Origin of the sequence: Allorhizobium borbori, from assembly GCF_014196535.1 — a bacterium.
In the GTDB taxonomy this organism is placed as follows: domain Bacteria; phylum Pseudomonadota; class Alphaproteobacteria; order Rhizobiales; family Rhizobiaceae; genus Ectorhizobium; species Ectorhizobium borbori.
On the sequence record NZ_JACIDU010000008.1, the window covers coordinates 149,532 to 165,636 of the forward strand.

Here is a 16,105-nt window from a genome sequence, read left to right on the forward strand (position 1 = left end):
CGGGCCTGACTGCCGGACAAAGAGCGCCAGAAAGCAAGGAGCAACCATGCCCCCCGACCTGCAGGACAGAGCGGCCCATCGCGCCGAAGCGGAGGCAAAAGCCGCCGCGGACATGGCTGCCATCGGCATCGACCCGATCTTTATCGACCGCCTCGTTGAGACATTTTATGGGCGGATACAAACGCATGCCGTACTCGGTCCTGTTTTCGAGGCAAAGCTGCATGGCCGCTGGCCGGAACACCTCGGCAAAATGAAGCTCTTCTGGCAGGCCGTCGCCCTTCGCAACGGCGCCTATTCCGGCCGTCCCGTGCCGGCCCATCTCGGGGTCTCCGGCCTGAAGGAACCTCTCTTTGCCGACTGGTTGGCATTATTCGGCGAGACGCTGGATGATATTGCGCCCTCTCCGGAAGCCCGCGACTTTCTTATGGCGTCGGCGGAAAGAATCGCCCGCAGCCTCATCCTGTCGATCTTCCACAATCCTGCCGTCACGTTGACGCGAAGCTAGGGCATAAAGCCTCTGAAGCTGATGCCCGTAATCTAAATTTAGGGGTTTTGGCCCATTCTCCGGCTTCCTGCAGCCATAAAATTTGGCGACAAGGCAGGTTACCGGACTTTATGGAAAGCTGTGGCTGAACGATGCGCCGTCTCTTTGATCTTCCCACCATCGGTGGACTTCTGTTCAGCAGTCTGGTCGTCAATATTCTTGCGCTGACGTCACCGCTTTTCATGTTGCAGATCTATGATCGGGTTCTCTCGAGCGGCAGCGTTCCCACGCTGGTCGGCCTCGTCATTCTCGCCAGCGTGCTTTATGGCTTTCAGGCGCTGCTCGAAATCCTGCGCTCGCGCGTTCTCACCCGCATCGGTGAACGGTTTGACAGAAGCCTGTCCGCCCGCGTGCACGAGGCGACCATTCGCCTGCCGCTGGTGACGCGGATGCAGGGCGATGGCCTTCAGCCGCTGCGCGACCTGGACAATGTGCGAAGCTTCCTCTCGGGCGCCGGCCCCACCGTTGTGTTCGATCTGCCGTGGATGCCGCTTTATCTCGCCATCTGCTTCATATTCCATTTCTGGCTGGGTGTTACGGCGCTGGTCGGCGCCGTCATTCTCGTCTCGCTGACGCTGCTGACCAACATTTTCTCACAGAATGCGGTCAAGGACTCCATGACGCACAACATGGCGCGCAACGGGCTGCTGGAGGCCTCGCGCCGGAATGCCGAAGTCGTGCAGGCGCTTGGCCTGGGGCGCCGGCTTGAAAATCGCTGGCACAAGGCAAACGAGGCCTATCTGATGGCCAATCGCAAGGCGAGCGACGTCACCAGCGGACTGGGTAGCCTCTCCAAGACTTTGCGCGTCATGCTGCAATCGGCCATTCTCGCTGTCGGCGCCTATCTGGTCATCATGCAGGAAGCCAGTGCCGGCGTCATGATCGCATCCTCGATCATGATGGGTCGCGCCCTTGCACCGGTCGACCTGGCCATTGCCAACTGGAAGCCGTTCGTGATGGCTCGCAAGAGCTGGGAGCGCCTCGACAATCTGCTGACAAAAATTCCCGCCCGACCCGAGACCATGCCTCTGCCTGCTCCCGTCAGGGAGTTGCGCGTCGAGGCGCTCTCCATCGTTCCTCCGGGAGAACGCGCTCCGAATGTCGTGGGTATCGGATTTCTTGTCGAGGCCGGCAGCGCGCTCGGCGTCATCGGCCCGTCCGGCTCGGGTAAATCGAGCGTTGCCCGCGCGCTTGTCGGCGCATGGCGGCCGGCCGCCGGCACCGTGCGCCTTGATGGCGCAAGCCTCGATCATTGGAACGACGAGCAGCTTGGTGGCTATATCGGCTATCTGCCGCAGGGTGTCGAATTGTTCGACGGCACAATTGCGGAAAACATTGCCCGCTTCGAGGAGAATCCCGACCCTGACGCCATCGTGGCGGCAGCTAGGACGGCTGGCGCGCATGACCTGATCCTGCGGTTCGAAAACGGTTACGAAACCCGGATCGGGGAGGGCGGTTCCGCCCTGTCGGCTGGCCAGCGTCAACGTATCGGCCTTGCCCGTGCACTCTATCGCGATCCCTTCCTCGTCATTCTGGACGAGCCGAACGCCAATCTCGACGCCGATGGTGAAGCGGCAGTGGTGAATGCCATTGCCTCGATCCGTAAACGCGGCGGTGTTGCCGTCGTCATTGCCCATCGCCCGAGCGCCATCAGCGTCGTCGATCTGGTGCTGTTCATGGAAAGCGGTCGCCAGCGGGCTTTCGGGCCGAAGGACGAGGTGCTTTCGAAGGTGCTGAAGGTCGCACCCGCCAATATCGCTCCGACGGCCCAGCGCGGAACGGCTTGATGCCGCATTTGAGGATTATCGGCGTTCGTAACGGTTGCTACAGGCCGTCGAACCGCATGGAGACGATGCATGAAGGATGAAAATCGGGAACTGGGCGTCATTGGCTCGATCCGCAGTCATCTCCTCGCGAGCATGGGCGTGGGCGCGTTGCTCGTCGTTGCCATTGGCGGCTGGGCCTCGATGACGAAACTGTCCGGCGCGGTGGTCACGTCCGGCCATTTCGTGGTCGATTCCTATGTCAAGAAAGTGCAGCATCCGACCGGTGGCGTCGTTGGCGAAATCTTCGTCAAGGAAGGCCAGAAGGTGGAAGCCGGGCAGGTGGTCATGCGCCTCGATGCCGCGTCCACCCGCGCCAACCTGGCGATCATAACCCGCAGGCTCGATGAAGCCCTTGGCCGCTATGCCCGGCTGGAAGCCGAGCGTGACGATGCCGCAACGATTTCCTTTCCGAAGACTCTGCTCGACCGCGCCTCCGATCCGCAGATTGCCGGCATCTTGCACGGTGAAGCCCGTCTGTTCGAAATTCGCCGGGAAGCACTGGCCAGCAAGAAGGCCCAGCTTATCGAGCGCATAGCGCAATACGAGCACGAGATCGAAGGCCTCAAGGCGCAGGAAACGGCCTTCAACAACGGCATCGAGGTTCTCGACAAGGAAATTAATTCCCTCATCGGCCTGCGCGAACAGGGGATCGTGTCCGACCAGCGACTCAACGGCCTGAAAACGCAGGTCGCCACATTCGGCGGCGATCGCGGCGAAAAGATCGCCTATCAGGCCCAGGTGGCCGGCCGTATTTCCGAAACACGCCTTCAGATCATCCAGCTTGATCAGGATATGAAGGCCGAGGTGGGGCGCGACCTGCGCGACACGCAGGCCCAGATCGGCGAGTATTCCGAACGCAAGATTGCCGCAGACGACGAATTGCGGCGCATCGACATCCTCGCCCCCCAGAAGGGCACCGTCTACCAGCTCACCGTTCACACGGTCGGCGGCGTTATCGCACCCGGCGATCCGGTCATGCTGATTGTTCCCGAAGGCGACAATCTCGCCCTCGACGTGAAGATCCAGCCGAAGGATGTGGATCAGATCGTGCCCGGCCAGCCGGTCGTGCTGCGCATGTCCGCCTTCAACCAGCGCACGACGCCGGAACTGAACGGCTTCGTCAACCGCGTCGCACCTGATCTGACGACGGAGGAACGCAGCGGCCTCTCCTACTATCAGGTCCGGATTTCCGTACCGGCAACGGAGACGAAAAAGCTCGGGCAATTGACGCTTCTGCCCGGCATGCCGGCCGAAGCCTTCATCCAGACGGGAGAGCGGTCCGCCCTCTCCTACTTCATGAAGCCGATGACCGACCAGATCAACCGGGCCTTCCGCGAGGAGTGATCCCCGCGACGGCCCGGCGCTCCGGTCGCTTCAGCCCTTGCCGTAAGGCCATTTCCAGTTCTGGATTTCCGGCATGTCCTCGCCGTGCTCGCGCACATAGGCGTGGTGTTCGGCGAGCTTTGCCTCGAACTTGGCGATGGCTTCCGCACCCTTGCGTCCCAGAGAAGGCAGACGGTTGATCGCCTCGATGGCCAGATGGAACCGGTCGAGATCGTTCATCACCACCATGTCGAACGGCGTGGTGGTGGTGCCTTCTTCCTTGTAGCCGCGCACATGGAAGCTATCGTGGTTCTTGCGCTTGTAAACCAGACGGTGAATGAGCCATGGATAGCCGTGATAGGCGAAGATCACCGGCTTCGTTGTCGTGAACATCGCATCGAAGGTCTCATGCGTCAGACCGTGCGGATGCTGGTCCGGTGATTGCAGGGCCATCAGGTCGACCACGTTGACGACGCGGATGCGCAGGTCAGGAAGCGCCTGACGCAACAGGTCAGCGGCGGCGAGCGCTTCAAGCGTCGGCACATCACCGGCGGCGGCCAGAACCACATCGGGTTCGAAGCCTTCTTCTTCCGTGCCGGCCCAGTGCCATATGCCGGCGCCGGCTTCGCAATGGGCAACGGCTTCATCCATTGTCAGCCATTGCGGCGCGGGCTGCTTGCCGGCCACGATAACGTTGATGCGGTTCCAGGTCTTCAGGCAATGATCGCCCACCCACAGCAGCGTATTGGCATCCGGCGGGAAGTAGACGCGCACCACATCGGCCTTCTTGTTGACGACGTGATCGACGAAGCCCGGATCCTGATGCGAGAAGCCGTTATGATCCTGCCGCCAGACGTGGGATGTCAGCAGATAGTTCAGCGAGGCGACCGGCTTGCGCCACTCGATATCGCGCGTCACCTTCAGCCACTTGGCGTGCTGGTTAAACATGGAGTCGATGATGTGGATGAAGGCTTCGTAGCAGGAAAAGAAGCCGTGGCGGCCCGTCAGCAGATAGCCTTCCAGCCAGCCCTGGCACATATGCTCCGACAACACTTCAACGACCCGGCCGTGACGCGCCAGATGATCGTCCGTTGGAAGGATTTCCGCCTGCCAGACGCGATCCGTCACCTCGAATACGCTTTGCAAACGGTTCGAGGCCGTTTCATCCGGCCCGAAAATGCGGAAATTCTTCTCGGCGTCATTGAGCGTCAGTGCGTCGCGCAGGAAATCGCCGAGGATCTTGGTGGACTGTTCGTCTCCCGCACCCGGTGACGCGACCTTTACCTCATAGGCGCGGATATCCGGCAGCTTGAGTTCCTTGCGCAACAGGCCGCCATTGCCCTGCGGGATGGCGCCCATCCGTTTCTCACCCTTGGGCGCCAACGCCTTGAGTTCGGGCTTCAATGCGCCCTTCTCATCGAAGAGATCAGCGACATTGTAGGACTTGAGCCAGTCCTCGAGGATCTTGCGGTGCGCCTCATGCTCACGGCAACCGGAAACGGGTACCTGGTGCGAACGCCAGTGACCCTCCACCACCTTACCATCGACCGTCTTCGGACCCGTCCAGCCCTTTGGGCTGCGCAGGATGATCATCGGCCAGCGCGGACGCGAAAGATCGCCCGCCTTTGCGGCGGCGCGGATGGCATTCAGCCTGTCGAAGATCGTGTCCAGCGTCGCGGCCATCTGGCCGTGCATGTCGATGGGTTCGGACCCCTCCACGAAGAAGGGTTCGTAGCCGTAACCTGTAAACAGGTCGGTCAGCTCCTGATCTGACAGACGGGCGAGAACCGTGGGATTGGCGATCTTGTAGCCGTTGAGGTGCAAGATCGGCAGGACCACGCCGTCGCTACCCGGGGTCAGGAACTTGTTGGAATGCCATGCCGTGGCCAGCGGACCGGTTTCGGCCTCACCATCGCCCACAACGCAGGCGACCACGAGGTCGGGATTGTCGAAGGCCGCGCCATAGGCATGCACCAGCGCATAACCGAGTTCGCCGCCCTCATGGATGGAACCGGGCGTTTCCGGCGCCGCATGGCTTGGAATGCCGCCGGGGAAGGAAAACTGCTTGAACAGCTTCTGGATCCCCTCTTCCGTCTCCGGAATGTCGGGATAAATTTCGCTGTAGGTGCCTTCAAGATAGGTATTCGCCACCATGCCGGGGCCGCCATGACCGGGGCCGCAGATGTAAAGCACGTTTTCGTCACGCGCCTTGATGATGCGGTTGAGGTGGGCATAGATGAAGTTCAGGCCGGGCGTCGTGCCCCAATGGCCGAGCAGGCGCGGCTTGATGTGTTCGGATTCCAGCGGCGCCTTCAACAACGGATTATCGAGCAGGTAAATCTGGCCGACAGAAAGATAGTTCGCCGCCCGCCAATAGCGGTCAATCAGCGCAAGTTCATTCTCTGCCGGACGGGCAACCGTTGCGATCCCTGCTTCTGCCATAAACCTGACCCTCTTCGTTTTCATACCAAGCGACGATTACTGCCCCTGCATGTCGATCATGTAACGATCATCAACGAAGGGTAGTTCTTCAGTGCATCATCGCGCAAGGCGAATGGCAACGACTTGATGAAGATCAATTGGCGGGCGCCATTTGGATTCTTTTCGGCTTTCAGACGATACGCTTGTAAAAAATGGTGGTGCCGCAATAGGAGCCATCGGGATAAAGCGCGTAATCCGGTACAACGCCAACGCGCTGCCAGCCGAAACGCGGATAAATCTCTTCTGCAGGGCTACCGGTCGCCGTATCGAGCACCAGAAGCGTCTTGCCCGCCTCCGCCGCCTTGCGTTCCGCCTCCTCCATGAGAAGACGCGACAGGCCAAGTCCGCGCGCGTCACGGTGGACCAGCAGCTTCTTCAAGTCCCCGCGATGCGGCTGGTTCGGCGCCTGCTTGAGTCCGACCAGAACCGTGCCGACCGCCCTGCCCTCATGAAGGGCAGTCGCCAGTAACGTATCACCCCGACCTACACTCTCGGCCACGTCGCGCCAGAAATCGCGCGCCTCCTCAAGTGGAAACGGCAGCATGAAGCTGACGGATGCGCCGCCATGGACGCAATCGTAAAGAACCGCGCTCAGCTCTTCCAGACGTTGAAGAGCCTCTTCGCGGGTCAGAAATCGGATTTCGGTCATGGTTTTCTCCTGATGGTCAGGCCGGTTTTTCGATGATGACGGCGTAGCGTGCGGGCTCCGGCCCCGGATTGTGAAAGGCATGCGGCGCGGAAAGCGTCATGAACAGGCAGTCGCCGGGCAGCATCCGGTGCGTCGCGCCATCCGCCGTCATTTCCAGCACACCGGAAAACAGCCAGACATGCTGGACCATGGCAGGTTGACCGGTAAGCGCCGGGTAGGACAGGGTCTTGCCCGAAGGAAACTCAACCTCAACCAGATCCGCCCGCGCCGGCATGCCGAAGGGTGACACCGAGCGACGGACATAACCGGTTTCCGGATCGCGCCAGACCGGCTGATCTGCCCGCAGGGCGAGCGGCGAAGTAACCTTTTCCGCTTCCTCGAAAAAAGCGGAAAGGGAAAGCCCGAGGGCTGAGACCAGCCGGGAAAGAAGGGCGGCCGTCGGGCTCGCATCGCCTCGCTCGATCCGCGAAATCATCGCCCGGCTAACCCCGGAAAGGGTTGCCAGTTCATCGAGGGTCAGGCGCTTCTCGGCCCGCAAAGCCTTCAGCCGCCCTGCAATTCTTCGGTTCAGTTCATCGTCATTTTCCATTATCGTAGACTTGCTGATTACGATAATAGAGTCAAGCCGACTCTCGGTTTGCGGAAATTCCTGACGAATGCAACAGAATGCTTGCACTTCCGCCCACATCCTGCCCATTTCCAAGTTCAGATGGCATCCCGATGATTCGAGGGGAATCGGCTTTCGAGTCGAAGCCGGAACTAAACAATTTAGAACGTCCTTCGCGCGCCCAATCGGGCGCACGGCGCTCTTGGAGAGAGGCATGAACGATGTAATGAGACCGCAGATCGCGGAGATGCGGCCGAAAATCACGGTAATCGGCGTCGGCGGTGGCGGCGGCAATGCTGTGAACAACATGATCACGGAGGGCCTGCAGGGGGTCGATTTCATTGCCGCCAACACGGATGCGCAGGCCCTGACCATGTCGAAAGCCGAGCGGCTGATCCAGCTCGGCGCCGATATCACCGAAGGTCTTGGCGCAGGGTCCGTGCCGGATGTCGGTCGCGCCGCTGCGGAAGAATCGCTACACGAGATCATGGACCACCTCTCCGGTACGCATATGTGCTTCGTGACCGCCGGCATGGGCGGCGGCACGGGCACGGGCGCGGCTCCGGTCATTGCGCGCGCGGCACGCGAAGCCGGCATCCTGACGGTTGGCGTTGTGACGAAGCCCTTCTCCTTTGAAGGTCGCCGTCGCCTGCAGGCTGCCGAAGAAGGCATCGAGCGTTTGCGCGAGGCCGCCGATACGGTGATCGTGATCCCCAACCAGAACCTGTTCCGCATCGCCGATGCGAACACGACCTTTGCCGATGCCTTTGTCATCGCCGACCGGGTTCTGTTCTCGGGCGTTTCCTGCATCACGGACCTCATCACCAAGGAAGGCCTCATCAACCTCGACTTCGCCGACGTGAAATCGGTGATGAAGGGCATGGGCCGCGCGATGATGGGTACGGGCGAAGCTTCCGGTGAAGGCCGGGCGCTGCGTGCGGCGGAAGCCGCCATCGCCAACCCGCTGCTGGACGACATGTCGATGAAGGGCGCGCGCGGCGTGCTGATCTCGATTTCGGGCGGCATGGACATGACGCTGTTTGAGGTCGACGAAGCCGCAACCCGCATTCGCGACGAAGTCGATGATGAGGCCGATATCGTTGTCGGCGCCATTTTCGACCAGAATTTCGACGGCCGCTTCCGCGTTTCCGTGGTGGCGACCGGCCTGGGTGAAGGTCCGAAGCCGCTTCAGGCGCGCTGAGGTAATCCACCCGATGCATTCAGGGACCGGCGTCTTGCGGCGCCGGTCCCTGTCGTTTCCGAAACGCCATCAGAGGCCATCATGGACAGTCAGGTACCCGGCACGGCATCGCCGCTTTCGATTGCCGCCATCATTCTGTCGATGACGATCCTGGCGCTGGGCAACGGCATCATCTTCACCTACGTGCCCTATACGCTGGCGCGCTCACCCGAAACCCAATGGGCAGCCGGCTTCGCGATTGCCGCCGTGGCGTTCGGTGGCCTGATCGGCAGCGTCATCGCCGGGCCGCTCATTCGCCGTGCCGGCCATGCACGCCTCTTTGCCGCCTCCTTCGCGCTCGTAATCGTTTCGGAGGCGATCATCGCCATCGGCGTCAATCCATGGGCATGGGTTCTCGCTCGCGGCATTTTCGGTGCGGCCGGCAACATGAACTTCATCATCACCCAGAGCTGGATCAACCACGCCGCCTCGAACGACTGGCGCGGCAAGGCCATGTCGTTCTTCTACATGACCTATGTGATCGGCCTTGGCTTCGGCGCGCTTCTGCTCGGACAATTGCCCGAAGCCACCAACATCGCGCCGGTCGTCGCCATCATCTTCTGCGCCATCGCCATCCTGCCCGTCAGCCTCACCCGGCTGCCGATCCCGCCGGCACCGGCCAGTGTGAAGGTTAATTTGCGGCTCGCTTGGCGCAACTCCCCTGTCGCCCTCATCGGCATTCTGGCGTCCGGGGCGCTCTCCACCTCGGTACAGAGCTTCACGCCCGTCTACGCCGCCGTCAACGGCGTTTCGCAGGAAACCATCGCCACGCTGATGTTCGTCATGGCGCTCGGCCTTCTCTTCGTCCAGTATCCGCTTGGCGCGCTCTCGGATCGCATCGACCGCCGTTACGTGCTGATTTTGACCTGCGCGATCATCGCCGTGGCCGGCTTCTTCGCGCTCGGCGTTTCCTTCTCGTCCTTCATCCTGCTTCTCATCGTTTTCTCTGTGCTCGCGGGCTCCTCGGAGGCGATCTATTCCATCGCATCCGCCCATGCCAGCGACCGCGCGGACCCGTCCTATTTCGTGCCGCTGGCCTCCACGCTTCTCATCGCCTGGTCCATCTCGGCCACCATCGTTCCGCTTGGGATTTCAGCGCTCACGCCGATCCTCGGGCCCAAGACCTTCCTTTTTACGGCGATTCTCGTCGCCATTGCATATGCGGCCTTTACGCTTCTGCGATTGAGGCAGCGTCCACCGAGCGCCGAAGAGGAACGGGACGGATTCGAGATGCGGAGCGCCCAGGTGCCCGATGCTACCGCCCTCACCCAGCCCGTTTCCGAAAACGCCGGCGAAAATCCTTAAAATTTTCAGCATTCGTGGGCTCTTCAGCCTCTTTCCCCTTTGCTGTCAACTTGGCCCCTGCTATACGCCGGTTCCATGAGCACCAATTCGACCCGCACGCCCCTCGACCATATCCGCAACTTTTCGATCGTGGCCCACATCGACCACGGCAAATCGACGCTGGCCGATCGTCTGATCCAGACCTGCGGCGGCCTTGCCGAGCGCGAAATGTCCGAACAGGTGCTGGACTCGATGGATATCGAGCGTGAGCGCGGTATCACCATCAAGGCCCAGACCGTGCGCCTGCACTACAAGGCGAACAACGGCGAAACCTATGTGCTGAACCTCATCGACACGCCCGGCCATGTCGACTTCGCCTATGAAGTCTCGCGTTCGCTGTCGGCCTGTGAAGGGTCGCTCCTGGTGGTGGATGCCTCGCAGGGCGTGGAAGCCCAGACGCTGGCCAACGTCTATCAGGCCATCGACAACAACCATGAACTGGTGACCGTCCTCAACAAGGTGGACCTGCCCGCCGCCGAACCGGAGCGCATCAAGGAACAGATCGAGGAAGTGATCGGCATCGACGCGTCCGACGCGGTGCTGATTTCGGCCAAGACCGGCCTCGGCATTCCCGACGTGCTGGAAGCCATCGTGCACAAGCTGCCGCCGCCGAAGAAAGGCGATGAAAAGGCTCCGCTCAAGGCGCTGCTGGTCGATAGCTGGTACGACACCTATCTCGGCGTCATGGTTCTCGTGCGCATTATCGACGGCGTTCTCTCCAAGGGCCAGCAGATCCGCATGATGGGCACCGGCGCAAAATACGGTGTGGAGCGCGTCGGCATTCTGACGCCCAAGATGGTCAATGTCGATTCACTCGGCCCCGGCGAAATCGGGTTCATCACCGCCTCCATCAAGGAAGTGGCCGATACCCGCGTCGGCGACACGATTACCGATGACAAGCGCCCGACCACGGAAGCCCTGCCGGGCTTCAAGCCGGCCCAGCCGGTCGTCTTCTGTGGCCTGTTCCCCGTCGATGCTGCCGATTTCGAAGACCTGCGCTCTGCCATGGGCAAGTTGCGCCTGAACGACGCGTCCTTCTCCTTCGAAATGGAATCGTCTGCGGCACTCGGCTTCGGTTTCCGGTGCGGCTTCCTCGGCCTTTTGCATCTCGAAATCATTCAGGAGCGGCTGGAGCGCGAGTTCAACCTCGATCTCGTCGCCACCGCGCCCTCGGTCGTCTACCAGATGACGCTGACCGACGGCACGGAGAAGGAGCTGCACAATCCGGCCGACATGCCGGATGTGGTCAAGATCAAGGAAATCCGCGAGCCGTGGATCAAGGCGACAATCATGACGCCGGACGATTACCTCGGCTCGATCCTCAAGCTTTGCCAGGATCGCCGCGGTATCCAGACCGAACTGACCTATGTCGGCTCGCGCGCCATGCTGACCTATGAACTGCCGCTCAACGAAGTGGTGTTCGACTTCTACGACCGCCTGAAGTCGATTTCCAAGGGCTACGCCTCCTTCGACTACAACATCACGGACTACCGCGAAGGCGACCTTGTGAAAATGTCGATCCTCGTCAACGGCGATCCGGTCGATGCGCTTTCGATGCTGGTCCACCGTTCGGCGGCCGACCGGCGCGGGCGCGGCATGTGCGAAAAGCTCAAGGAGCTTATTCCCCCGCATATGTTCCAGATCCCGATCCAGGCAGCCATCGGCGGCAAGGTCATTGCCCGCGAAACCGTGCGCGCACTGCGCAAGGACGTGACGGCTAAGTGCTACGGCGGCGACGCCACCCGCAAGCGCAAGCTGCTGGACAAGCAGAAGGAAGGCAAGAAGCGCATGCGGCAGTTCGGCAAGGTCGAAATTCCGCAGGAAGCCTTCATCGCCGCCCTCAAGATGAACGACGAGTAAGGCCGGAGGCTCCGCCTTCCCATGTTTATGGCGCCCTGCATTGGGCGCCATAAATCGACCGCCATCCTGCGCTCTACTGGGTTTTCCGGGAGGATAAGGGTCATGTTCAAATCGTCGTCGCCAAGCCAGTCTTTCGAACACCGCGTGTTGCTTGCAGCAACCGTCGCGCTCGGCCTTTGTCTTTCCGCAGCCGGCGCGCTTGCTCAGCAATATCCCAATCTGGAAGTAACGCCTGACCGACGTGGCGGCGCGACCGGCCAGTATGGCGGTCAGAACTTTCAGGTGGAACGGGACTATAGCCGCCCCCAGAGCCAGCCCGGATCGCAGCGCCGTAATCCGGTCATCGTCGTTCCGCCGCAGCAAAAACGCACAGGCGGTACAACGCAGTCCCGTTGTTACACGGACGAGCGCGGTCAATCGACCTGCTACTGACCAGCTCATTGCCGAGCGCCCTGAGGCGGGACCGGCTTATTGCGGTGGCAGGCCGGGCACCCGGCTCAAGATTTGCGCCAGGCTCTTTCCGTCGATCACGCAGTCCGCTGTCATTTCAGCGTCTTCGCCGGGAAGAATGCGGCATTCGAGAAATTTTCCCCGCACGATATTGCCAAGCGCCTTGAACGCGTTCAGGCCACAGGCGAACCGGCGCCCCTGCGCGTCTATGCAAACGCGGTTGCGCTCCACGGGCGCCAGATCCATGACCCGGTAAGTTACCCCGTTGAAACTGAAGTGATTGCTGTCCAGTGCACGCCAGCGGCCGTCCGCGCGAAATTTGAGGGGATAGGGATCGGGCGGAACAGGGAGGCGCTCGAATTCCTGATTCTGCGCATTGACCACCTTCACCGGAACGTTTGTCCAGAGGCCTTCGGCACTCACATCCAGCCTGACGTTCCTCGATGTCGGGGAGCCGGACGTTTCAGTAGCGACCTGAACCACCAGAACGCCTGCGAACAGAACGAACGCAATCTGGGCGATCAGCGCCAAAAATGCCTTCATCCCATTCCCCCCGAGGCCGCACCGTTTCACATCGGAGCGTATCCGGGGCCTTCAAGTCTTTAAAGATGTTTTTGTTCCATCCGCCCCTGAAGAACGTCAGGCAACTTGTGCTTCGCCGGACGTATCAGCGGATATCGAACGAAAAAGTGCAGGGCTTGTTCTCGACCCATGCGGCTCGCGATTGGTGAAACTGCAACGTAAATGTCTCGCCCGCCTGCGCATGTTGCACACGTACGACCGGAAAGCGGCTTGGATTGAACTGGTATCCCAGTTCGGAGCTCCGCTGCAATTCGAAACCGCAAAAGCCGTTTTCCGCCTCCAGCGTGAAGGTAATGTCGCGCGCTTCCGTGGACTTGAACAGAAACACGTTCGGCTTTCCCAGAACGACGGCGTTCTTGACACCGTTCGCCTTCTCAGCGGTCGAAAGGAAAACCTCGGTCGGCAATTCCATCGCAAGGACGGGGCAGGCTCCGAAAGCGACAAGAAAAACGGCCTGAAGGAAAAGCGGGGAACGCATGATGATCTCCTTAAAAATCATCCTGCTCACATATGCCCGGAAATAGCTATCGAATTCGTGCCCGCAGACGCTTAGAGCCAACCGAGCGAGCTGCCCGCGAGGCTGACGGCAAACGCCATGAGAAAACTTGCCGCCACGCGGCAGAAGAGACAGGGAAAGCGCCGGCTGGCAAAACGAAGGATCGAGGCACCAGCCGAAAGCCAGAACGCCGCCACGGCGGCAACGATCATCGCGAAAACACCAAGACGCGGCAAGGTCTGGAAAAAGGAGCCATTGGGCAGGAGTGCAATCCCGAAGATCAGCGCCTTCGGGTTCAGCATGGTGGTCACGAAGACCTGCCGGAACGTGATGAGACCACGCTCCGTGATTTCACCCAGCGGCGTCACCCAGAGCTTCATCGCAAGCAGTGTGACCCAGGCCGCCGAGCATAGCTTCAATGCGCTTGCCGCCATCGGATGGTCGGCCAGAAACGGGCCGGCAAAGGCGATGAGCGGCACGATGGTGGCAAGGTAGCCGAGATTTTCAGCGAGGATGAGAGGCAGGCTGCGACGGAAGCCCGCCGAAGCGCCGCCTATGGCCAGCAATGTGTTGGTGGGACCGGGCGTCAGCAACAGAAGTGTGATTGCCAGCATCAGGCTCGCCGTCATTTCTTCGTCTCCCGCCGGTTTTCATTGTTGATGCGGCGCTGATATTCTCGAAGACACGCCGTCAAGCAAGGGAATGAGATTCCAAAATCACGAGGTTCACGCCGTAGATTTTCTTGCCCGCAATGGCCTGCGACGTTAATGCCTTTCTATTCAGGGAGTTTGCGATGACCGAGACCACAACCACCAGCGAAAATGCCGCACCCTGGCCACGCATTGCGATTACCTATTGCACCCAGTGCAACTGGCTTCTGCGGGCAGGCTGGATGGCGCAGGAATTGCTGCAGACATTCGGCCAGACGCTTGGTGAAGTCGCGCTCATTCCCGCCACCGGCGGTGCCTTCGAGATCACGCTCGATGGCCAGACCATCTGGGAGCGCAAGACGGATGGCGGCTTTCCCGGCCCGGCGGAATTGAAGCAGCGCGTGCGCGACATCATCGACCCCGACCGCGATCTCGGCCATACCGACCGGAAGAAGAAGGACGACGCGTAACCGCACTCTTTCAGTCCTCCATTCAGGCCCGCCGCGTGCGGGCTTTTTTCTTGGGCAGATGCCTCATCCGTTTCGGCATACACGATACTCCCATGGGTATGTTGACATACCCCATGCAGTATCTGTATGCCTCCTTTCAGGAGAGGTTTCATGCCCCATTCACCCGAAGACAAGAAGCGAGCACTGGTGCGGTTGAAACGCATCAAGGGCCAGGTCGAAGCGCTGGAACGCGCCGTCGAGGCCGGCACGGAATGCAGCCTGCTCCTGCAACAGATCGCCGCCCTTCGGGGTGCGACGGGTGGGTTGATGGCCGAGGTGCTGGATATCCACCTGAGGGAAAGTCTGGCGCAAAGGGCTGAAGGCCCCATATCCTCCACCGATACCGGCGACAATCTGGACGCCATCATGAAGATCGTGCGCACCTATCTCAAGTGACCGCACCCGCCACAGCCAAGGAGACAAGACCATGAAAAGCCGCGCCGCCGTTGCCTGGGAAGCCAACAAGCCGCTGACCATCGAAACCATCGAGATCGGAGGCCCCAAGGCAGGCGAGGTCCTGATCGAAATCATGGCGACCGGTGTCTGCCACACTGACGCCTACACGCTCTCCGGCCTTGATTCCGAAGGAAAGTTCCCGGCCATTCTCGGCCACGAGGGTGCCGGCATCGTGCGCGAAGTCGGCGCAGGCGTTACATCGGTGCGGCCGGGCGATCACGTCATCCCGCTCTACACGCCGGAATGCCGCGGCTGCAAGACGTGCCTTTCGCAGCGCTCCAACCTCTGCACCGCCATCCGCTCGACACAGGGTCAGGGCCTTATGCCAGATAAGACCACCCGCTTTTCCTGCGATGGCGGCGAAGTCTTCCATTACATGGGTTGCTCCACCTTCTCGAACTTCACCGTGCTGCCGGAAATCGCCGTCGCCAAGGTGCGTGAGGACGCGCCTTTCGACAAGATCTGCTACATCGGCTGCGGCGTGACCACCGGCATCGGCGCGGTCGTCTACACCGGCAAGGTCTGGCCGGGCGCCAATGTCGTGGTCTTCGGCCTCGGCGGCATCGGTCTCAACGTCATTCAGGGCGCGCGCATGGTTGGCGCGGACAAGATCATCGGCGTCGATCTCAACCCCTCCAAGGTCGCGATGGCGAAGAAGTTCGGCATGACACACTTCGTCAACCCGAACGAAGTCGGTCATGACAAGGTGGTCGAAGCCATCGTCGACATCACCGGCGGCGGCGCCGACTTCTCCTTCGAATGCATTGGCAACGTCCACACCATGCGCCAGTCGCTGGAATGCTGCCATCGCGGCTGGGGCGAGTCCATCATCATCGGCGTGGCACCGTCAGGGCAGGAAATCTCCACCCGTCCGTTCCAGCTCGTCACCGGCCGCGTCTGGAAAGGCTCGGCCTTCGGCGGCGCGCGCGGACGCACCGACGTGCCGAAAATCGTTGACTGGTACATGGAAGGCAAGATCGACATCGACAGCCTCATCACCCACACCATGCCGCTGGACGAGATCAACACGGCCTTTGACCTGATGCACGAGGGCAAGTCGATCCGTTCGGTCGTGGTTTACTGAGGTC

At 60.9% G+C, this 16,105-nt stretch carries 16 protein-coding genes; 10 read left to right on the forward strand and 6 right to left on the reverse strand.

Going from position 1 to position 16,105, the window contains the following annotated elements; all coding sequences use genetic code 11:
* Positions 1-46: 46 nt before the first annotated feature.
* The 3 genes from GGQ66_RS11595 (at position 47) to GGQ66_RS11605 (ending at position 3,714) form a co-directional block, all read left to right on the forward strand.
* Entirely contained in the window at positions 47-505 is a 459-nt protein-coding gene (locus GGQ66_RS11595) for a group III truncated hemoglobin (RefSeq protein WP_183792620.1), read from the forward strand.
* A 131-nt stretch (positions 506-636) separates the two neighbouring features.
* Positions 637-2,331, forward strand: a complete 1,695-nt coding sequence (locus GGQ66_RS11600) for a type I secretion system permease/ATPase (RefSeq protein ID WP_183792622.1) — start codon at positions 637-639, stop codon at positions 2,329-2,331.
* A gap of 69 nt (positions 2,332-2,400) precedes the next feature.
* Positions 2,401-3,714 (forward strand): HlyD family type I secretion periplasmic adaptor subunit, encoded by a 1,314-nt coding sequence (locus tag GGQ66_RS11605; RefSeq protein WP_183792624.1) that lies wholly within the window; start codon positions 2,401-2,403, stop codon positions 3,712-3,714.
* A 30-nt stretch (positions 3,715-3,744) separates the two neighbouring features.
* On the opposite strand, the gene GGQ66_RS11610 is transcribed toward GGQ66_RS11605, so the two are convergent.
* The 3 genes from GGQ66_RS11610 to GGQ66_RS11620 all read right to left on the reverse strand — a co-directional run bounded on the left by GGQ66_RS11610 (position 3,745) and on the right by GGQ66_RS11620 (position 7,412).
* Positions 3,745-6,135 carry a phosphoketolase family protein gene (locus GGQ66_RS11610; protein ID WP_183792626.1) on the reverse strand — a complete coding sequence of 797 codons (2,391 nt, stop codon included), beginning with the start codon at positions 6,133-6,135 and terminating at the stop codon, positions 3,745-3,747.
* A gap of 169 nt (positions 6,136-6,304) precedes the next feature.
* A complete protein-coding gene (locus tag GGQ66_RS11615) occupies positions 6,305-6,823 on the reverse strand; it encodes a GNAT family N-acetyltransferase (protein ID WP_183792628.1) in 519 nt (172 codons plus the stop codon).
* Positions 6,824-6,839: 16 nt separating this feature from the next.
* Positions 6,840-7,412, reverse strand: coding sequence for a helix-turn-helix domain-containing protein (locus GGQ66_RS11620; RefSeq protein ID WP_183792630.1), 573 nt, complete (start codon positions 7,410-7,412; stop codon positions 6,840-6,842).
* Positions 7,413-7,644: 232 nt separating this feature from the next.
* Here GGQ66_RS11620 and ftsZ point away from each other — a divergent pair, with 232 nt between their 5' ends.
* The 4 genes from ftsZ to GGQ66_RS11640 all read left to right on the forward strand — a co-directional run bounded on the left by ftsZ (position 7,645) and on the right by GGQ66_RS11640 (position 12,306).
* Entirely contained in the window at positions 7,645-8,631 is a 987-nt protein-coding gene (ftsZ, locus tag GGQ66_RS11625) for a cell division protein FtsZ (RefSeq protein ID WP_183792632.1), read from the forward strand.
* 81 nt (positions 8,632-8,712) lie between these two features.
* Positions 8,713-9,975: an MFS transporter gene (locus GGQ66_RS11630; RefSeq protein ID WP_183792634.1), complete on the forward strand. Its 1,263-nt coding sequence runs from the start codon at positions 8,713-8,715 to the stop codon at positions 9,973-9,975.
* Positions 9,976-10,050: 75 nt separating this feature from the next.
* Positions 10,051-11,874: a translation elongation factor 4 gene (gene lepA / locus GGQ66_RS11635; protein WP_183792636.1), complete on the forward strand. Its 1,824-nt coding sequence runs from the start codon at positions 10,051-10,053 to the stop codon at positions 11,872-11,874.
* A 102-nt stretch (positions 11,875-11,976) separates the two neighbouring features.
* Positions 11,977-12,306, forward strand: coding sequence for a hypothetical protein (locus GGQ66_RS11640; RefSeq protein WP_183792637.1), 330 nt, complete (start codon positions 11,977-11,979; stop codon positions 12,304-12,306).
* Between the two features lie 36 nt (positions 12,307-12,342).
* Here the strand turns inward: GGQ66_RS11640 and GGQ66_RS11645 are convergent, their stop codons facing one another.
* From GGQ66_RS11645 to GGQ66_RS11655, 3 genes are all read right to left on the reverse strand, one after another.
* The gene (locus tag GGQ66_RS11645) at positions 12,343-12,855 is read right to left on the reverse strand and encodes a thermonuclease family protein (RefSeq protein ID WP_183792639.1); all 513 of its coding nucleotides are present in this window, start codon (positions 12,853-12,855) and stop codon (positions 12,343-12,345) included.
* 136 nt (positions 12,856-12,991) lie between these two features.
* Entirely contained in the window at positions 12,992-13,384 is a 393-nt protein-coding gene (locus GGQ66_RS11650) for a hypothetical protein (protein ID WP_183792641.1), read from the reverse strand.
* A gap of 71 nt (positions 13,385-13,455) precedes the next feature.
* Positions 13,456-14,031, reverse strand: a complete 576-nt coding sequence (locus GGQ66_RS11655) for a LysE family translocator (RefSeq protein WP_183792643.1) — start codon at positions 14,029-14,031, stop codon at positions 13,456-13,458.
* Between the two features lie 164 nt (positions 14,032-14,195).
* Between GGQ66_RS11655 and GGQ66_RS11660 the strand changes: the two genes are divergently transcribed.
* From GGQ66_RS11660 to GGQ66_RS11670, 3 genes are all read left to right on the forward strand, one after another.
* Positions 14,196-14,522 (forward strand): Rdx family protein, encoded by a 327-nt coding sequence (locus tag GGQ66_RS11660; RefSeq protein ID WP_183792646.1) that lies wholly within the window; start codon positions 14,196-14,198, stop codon positions 14,520-14,522.
* A 150-nt stretch (positions 14,523-14,672) separates the two neighbouring features.
* Positions 14,673-14,957, forward strand: coding sequence for a metal/formaldehyde-sensitive transcriptional repressor (locus GGQ66_RS11665; protein WP_183792648.1), 285 nt, complete (start codon positions 14,673-14,675; stop codon positions 14,955-14,957).
* A 31-nt stretch (positions 14,958-14,988) separates the two neighbouring features.
* Entirely contained in the window at positions 14,989-16,101 is a 1,113-nt protein-coding gene (locus GGQ66_RS11670) for an S-(hydroxymethyl)glutathione dehydrogenase/class III alcohol dehydrogenase (RefSeq protein WP_183792650.1), read from the forward strand.
* The last annotated feature ends 4 nt before the right edge of the window (positions 16,102-16,105 follow it).

What these genes read in the sequence shown, in the direction of transcription:
- GGQ66_RS11595 (WP_183792620.1), top strand. Translation starts at nt 47, where the DNA reads ATGCCCCCCGACCTGCAGGACAGAGCGGCCCATCGCGCCGAAGCGGAG.
- GGQ66_RS11600 (WP_183792622.1), top strand. Translation starts at nt 637, where the DNA reads ATGCGCCGTCTCTTTGATCTTCCCACCATCGGTGGACTTCTGTTCAGC.
- GGQ66_RS11605 (WP_183792624.1), top strand. Translation starts at nt 2,401, where the DNA reads ATGAAGGATGAAAATCGGGAACTGGGCGTCATTGGCTCGATCCGCAGT.
- GGQ66_RS11610 (WP_183792626.1), bottom strand. Translation starts at nt 6,135, where the DNA reads ATGGCAGAAGCAGGGATCGCAACGGTTGCCCGTCCGGCAGAGAATGAA.
- GGQ66_RS11615 (WP_183792628.1), bottom strand. Translation starts at nt 6,823, where the DNA reads ATGACCGAAATCCGATTTCTGACCCGCGAAGAGGCTCTTCAACGTCTG.
- GGQ66_RS11620 (WP_183792630.1), bottom strand. Translation starts at nt 7,412, where the DNA reads ATGGAAAATGACGATGAACTGAACCGAAGAATTGCAGGGCGGCTGAAG.
- ftsZ (WP_183792632.1), top strand. Translation starts at nt 7,645, where the DNA reads ATGAACGATGTAATGAGACCGCAGATCGCGGAGATGCGGCCGAAAATC.
- GGQ66_RS11630 (WP_183792634.1), top strand. Translation starts at nt 8,713, where the DNA reads ATGGACAGTCAGGTACCCGGCACGGCATCGCCGCTTTCGATTGCCGCC.
- lepA (WP_183792636.1), top strand. Translation starts at nt 10,051, where the DNA reads ATGAGCACCAATTCGACCCGCACGCCCCTCGACCATATCCGCAACTTT.
- GGQ66_RS11640 (WP_183792637.1), top strand. Translation starts at nt 11,977, where the DNA reads ATGTTCAAATCGTCGTCGCCAAGCCAGTCTTTCGAACACCGCGTGTTG.
- GGQ66_RS11650 (WP_183792641.1), bottom strand. Translation starts at nt 13,384, where the DNA reads ATGCGTTCCCCGCTTTTCCTTCAGGCCGTTTTTCTTGTCGCTTTCGGA.
- GGQ66_RS11655 (WP_183792643.1), bottom strand. Translation starts at nt 14,031, where the DNA reads ATGACGGCGAGCCTGATGCTGGCAATCACACTTCTGTTGCTGACGCCC.
- GGQ66_RS11660 (WP_183792646.1), top strand. Translation starts at nt 14,196, where the DNA reads ATGACCGAGACCACAACCACCAGCGAAAATGCCGCACCCTGGCCACGC.
- GGQ66_RS11665 (WP_183792648.1), top strand. Translation starts at nt 14,673, where the DNA reads ATGCCCCATTCACCCGAAGACAAGAAGCGAGCACTGGTGCGGTTGAAA.
- GGQ66_RS11670 (WP_183792650.1), top strand. Translation starts at nt 14,989, where the DNA reads ATGAAAAGCCGCGCCGCCGTTGCCTGGGAAGCCAACAAGCCGCTGACC.